General features: G+C 69.7%; 1 protein-coding gene. It reads right to left on the minus strand.

What is annotated here, in order from left to right:
• Positions 1 to 100: 100 nt before the first annotated feature.
• Positions 101 to 1,053, minus strand: a 953-nt coding sequence (locus ABTY98_RS42205) for a hydrolase (protein WP_352226479.1), incomplete at its 5' end; no start/stop codon positions are given.

Below are 1,053 nucleotides of genomic sequence, written 5' to 3' on the forward strand. Positions count from 1 at the left end.
TCGTCGACGACGTCACCGGTGTTGCGCAGCCGCAGCCGTACGCGGGTGGAGGCCCCGGGGTCCACGGTCGCGGAGGCGGGTTCGAGAGAGGTCCAGAGAGTCATGGGGTCACCGTGAGCTTGAAGGCTTCCAGCCAGAGCGTGTTGTCCAGGGTGCCGACGAAGTTGAGATCGGGGCGGGCGCCCTTGCACCACTGGTCGCCCCAGTCGTGGTCCCGTACCTTGGCGTAGTTGCAGACCTGGCCGTTGCCGACGTTGACGGCGAAGCCCTCGATGTAGGGGTCGGCCGCCTTGGTGCTGCCGATGTAGTTGTCCTTGCCGTCGGCCATGATCGCCGTCCAGTTCGGGGTCCACTTGCCCCTGCCGTCCGTGGACTGGGCGTTGTAGACGAAGGAGTTGGCGGCGGAGCCCTGGACGCCGTACACCGCGATGTTGATGGCCTTGATCGGCACGTTCTTGCCGGACGTGCCGGCCATGGTGCCGTCGCAGACGGGCTTCTGCCAGCCGGTGCCCTGGACGAAGGCGCGGTAGCAGATGTGCCGCCCGGACGGGTCGTCGGCGGCGAGGCGGTTCACTGCGGTCGCCGCGGTGTCCTGCTTGGGCTTGGCGGTCACGGTGGCCGTCGCACCTCCGCCGCCTCCACCCCCGCCCCCCGCGCCGCCGCCGTCCCCGGTGTCCGGGGCGGTGGGCGCGGTGGAGGCCGTGACACTGGGCGCCGGCGGCGGGGTCGGGGTGGCCGAGGGGCTGGGCGCGATCGAACTCACTCCGGCTTCCTGGATCTGTTCCTCGGCCAGGCTCTTGACCTGCGGCTTGTAGTTGAACCAGATCAGGGCGAAGGTGATGGCGAGGGCCAGCAGGGTGCCGAAGAGGGTGGCCAGCCAGCGGGGCAGGAAGCCGCGCTGGATGTACGTTCCGTCGACGGGCTCCGGCGTGATCCCCGAGCGCTGGATGGTGAGCCGGTACGGCCGCTGTTCCTTCGGCCCGAACCAGATGATCCGCCGGGGCTTCAGCGTGGCTTTGATGAAGGCGGCGCGGCCGGGTTCGATCTGGACGT

The sequence above is a fragment of the Streptomyces sp. NPDC096040 genome (assembly GCF_040303265.1).
In the GTDB taxonomy this organism is placed as follows: domain Bacteria; phylum Actinomycetota; class Actinomycetes; order Streptomycetales; family Streptomycetaceae; genus Streptomyces.